The sequence below is a fragment of the Bacteroidales bacterium genome (genome assembly GCA_018334875.1).
Lineage (GTDB): Bacteria > Bacteroidota > Bacteroidia > Bacteroidales > UBA12077 > JAGXLC01.
Genome location: JAGXLC010000402.1, coordinates 1 through 3722, shown reverse-complemented (window position 1 = coordinate 3722; position 3722 = coordinate 1). Strand labels below are relative to the sequence as shown.

Sequence of the window (3722 nt, the reverse complement as noted above, 5' to 3'; positions counted from 1 at the left end):
CTTAAATAATTCAATCGATAAAGCAAATGAATAGCGTGCTTTAAACAGGATCGGGATATACATTTCGAATTATTCACAAATAATTATTACGCTATTGGACGAAATGACAGAAATTTCTATTTTTATTGAAAATTTTAAATCATGAAAGATACACCAAATTTAAATCACCTCACCAGCCAGGTGCAGCATTGAATTTTAATCTGACAGGCATCAATGACAAAAACAGTCCGGTAAAGGGCACAACACGATTAAAACTTCTGAACAACAAGGGGGAAATCACAAGGGAAAAAACCATTGAAGTGAAACTCCCTACCCACATTCGAAAAGATTTCCCGGTTAATATCAAACTTCCTGATCAATCAGGTGGATATCTTATGGTGGCAGAGTTTACTCCGGAAAATAAGAGCCAGCCCACCATAAGCCGGCGGTATATTAAAATCGGACAATTAAAGAATTACCGTTTTTTTGATCTGAAATCACCTCACCAATAAAAAGAAACACATTTTGAGAAACCCTTTGCTTTAGAATTCGTAATAAAGGATAACAATTCTAAATAATAGCAATCTCGTACTTTGCTTTTATAATTTTGGCCTTTATATGATTTTTTTGTAAATATGCCATTTAATTCTAAATTATATCTATATAATTTTATATATCAAAAAAATACAATGTAAACACCAGATCACCCCATGGCAATAAATACAAAACCCGTCCTTTAAATGAACATCAACGAACTAAAAAATCATGTTTACTTCCAGTGGCTCGATTTTAATCATTGGGAAAAGAAAATCATCGACCTGAGAAAGGAAGTATTCCAGTCATGTCAAGGAATTGACGTGTTGAATACTGCCCCAAAAGACGAGGAAGGACTCCATTTGGGCGCATTTTATAATCAAAGGTTGGTTTCAGTCATCTCAGCATTTATTTATAAACCGGAAGAAGAGATCACCTCAATCTATCCCCTGCCTCCGTTTTCAAACTACATCTTCCAGCTCTCCCGTCGTGCCGAGCTGGAGAAGGTAAGGGGAAGCCGGCTTGCTGAACTGATGGCAACCTCTCTGTGGAAATCTGTATATGAAACCCTGGAACCCGATTATTCCTTCATTACTCTGCTGGAAGACCATAAAGCCCTGGAAAAATATTATGGCCGCTTTGGGTATAAATATCACAATCAGATTATAGATGAGGACGGGGAAAAAGAATACATCTACATTCAGCATCCGGAGCGCATGAAAGAATATTATGTAAAGGTCCGGACCTATGTGGAGGCATTATCCGCCATTTATGGACTGGAAATCCCTCAGCTTTTTGAATTTCTTCAGAAGAGCGGTCGCATAGAGGAGTTCAATCTGGAGCGGATCAAACAGGAAAATCTTTATCTGCAACCTTTATCCCTTAAAGATGAACTTCCAAGATTATCCACCCAGGCACGGCTGCTTTACACCACTCAAAAAGACAAACTGGAAGACATGGAACTACCGGCTCCCTCAGGTTCCTTCCTTGATCTGGGCTGCGGACCGGGTGTGTATCTATCCAATGTTTCCAAAAACGATAAATTCGCAAACTACAAATTCACCGGCATTGACATAAATTCCGAAATGATCACTTATGCGAAGTTATCGTACAACGGCATCAAATGGAAAAAGATGAGTGTATACGAAACAAATTTCGAAAACAATTCTTTTGATGTTGTCCACGGAAGCTTTATATTTATCCACCTGATGAATCCGGAGCTTGTTCTGAAGGAAATAAGCCGGATCATTAAAACAAACGGAAAATTGTATGTGGTTGATGTAAATGATGCAACATTTGATGGTCCTCCAATTATAAAGCGTATGCTGGAAAAACATAATCAATATTACGAAGGAAACCGGAAAATATTAAAAACACTTCCCAGACTTTCAGAAGGACATCATTTTTCACTTGAGAAGGAACATACGGTTAAGGTCACCAATGAAGGCAGGGAAGGCAGTGCCGATTACAAAAACAATGTCATTAAACTGGGTAAGATGAGTTTATGGGGGTTGTTTTCATTTATCGGACAAAGGGAGGAAATCAAATCCTTCTATCACAAGGCAGAAAAATATTATTACTCCCATCAGCCCTATATGAGCATTGACATACAAACCCAAATCTACCGATACGAAAGCTAATTTCTTTTAACATGGAACAGAAAACCAAGGAACAATCAAAAGAAGATGTCTTATCGCAGTCTCGGAATCTGCTTCTGAAGCCCTCAAAAAACACCAAGCGGAAGATTCTGATTGCCCTCAACTTCTCGGTTATTCTGATTGCTATTATACACCTCATCACCCAGATAACTCATTTTGGGCACCTTCCTGATCCGGCCAGGGATCTGATCTTATACCCGTTGATCATCATTCTGAATGTATTTTCAGGGGTTTACCATATTAAAATCATTTCCAAAGACAAAGAAGGTAACCGATTCCTGAATCATTTAACCAGTTGGGCCTCCATAATAGTACTACAAATACTTGCCATTGTTATCGTCCACTTTAATCCCAACACGGCCAATAGTTTTCTTTTTGATTTCGTGCTCTCAGGCATATTGATCTTCATTTGCAGTACGGTACTCAATAAAAGGGTGGCCCTCATCTGGTTTATCATAGCATCGATCAGCCTATACATCGCCTATGAGAACCGTGGAACGGATTTTAACTACCATATGCTCACCCAAAAGGAGGAGCAGCAGTTTGAAAAGAAGTTGGCTGAAAACGACCCTGAAGCACTCGAACGATACGAGACTTTAGTGGAAGAAAACAAAAAACCTTTGCCGATAAAGCTTTATTTAAGCATCTGGATTGTATTTCTGCTTCTGATATTGCTGCCGTCTTACTTTGAAGGGGATATGATCAGCAACATCCTGAAGGTAATTCCAACGGTGGTTTACAACATCAATGTAGCCACTGAGGAACGCAACAAACTGGAAAAAGAAAACATCCGGTTGGGTATGGAGCTGGATGTGGCCAAACGGATTCAAACCATGGTGCTCCCTCAGAAAAAAGAAATTGAAAAATCCCGGGAACTAGATATTGGAGCCACCATGATAACAGCAACGGAAGTGGGAGGTGATTTTTATGAAATACTGCCCCAACAGGATGGCAGCACTTTATTTTGTATCGGAGATGTTACGGATCACGGATTGTATTCGGGTATCGTTATGCTAATGACCCAATCCGTTGTGAGAGCCACCACAGATGAACAAAAAACAGACCTTCCGGCTACACTCAACCGGATCAACTCGGTGTTATACAGGAATATTCAGGTAAGGCTTGCCAACCGGAGAAATCTGACCCTATCCCTGCTCCATTATGAAAACGGCACCTTCCGGATAACCGGTCAGCATGAGTTTATCCTGCTTCTCCGAAAAGACAGCGACAAAGTGGAAAAAATCGATACCGTCGATCTGGGAATGTATATAGGTTTTATTGAAGATATCTCGGAATTTGTCAATGAAACTACGGTATCATTCAATCCGGGAGATATCATGATGCTGTATACAGATGGAATTACGGAAAGCGAGAGTCCGGATAAAGAATTTTATGGCCTTGATCGTCTGATGGAAGAGTTTAAGGTCAACCGGGAACTTAATCCTCAAATGATCGTAGAAAATGTAATAAAAGATGTAGAACAGTTCAGAGGATACCGTGAATTGCTTGATGATATTTCACTGTTAGTAATTAAACGAGTTTAAAAAAAGA

At 39.5% G+C, this 3722-nt stretch carries 3 protein-coding genes; all 3 read left to right on the top strand.

All coding sequences use genetic code 11. The features are described from left to right. The first annotated feature begins 125 nt into the window (after positions 1-125). Complete coding sequence (locus KGY70_18810; protein ID MBS3777254.1) at positions 126-491, top strand: hypothetical protein; 366 nt, start codon at positions 126-128, stop codon at positions 489-491. 228 nt (positions 492-719) lie between these two features. Beyond that, positions 720-2153, top strand: a complete 1434-nt coding sequence (locus tag KGY70_18805) for a class I SAM-dependent methyltransferase (protein ID MBS3777253.1) — start codon at positions 720-722, stop codon at positions 2151-2153. A gap of 11 nt (positions 2154-2164) precedes the next feature. Continuing rightward, entirely contained in the window at positions 2165-3715 is a 1551-nt protein-coding gene (locus tag KGY70_18800; protein MBS3777252.1) for a PP2C family protein-serine/threonine phosphatase, read from the top strand. Positions 3716-3722 lie beyond the last annotated feature (7 nt).

What these genes read in the sequence shown, in the direction of transcription:
- KGY70_18800 (MBS3777252.1), top strand. Translation starts at nt 2,165, where the DNA reads ATGGAACAGAAAACCAAGGAACAATCAAAAGAAGATGTCTTATCGCAG.
- KGY70_18805 (MBS3777253.1), top strand. Translation starts at nt 720, where the DNA reads ATGAACATCAACGAACTAAAAAATCATGTTTACTTCCAGTGGCTCGAT.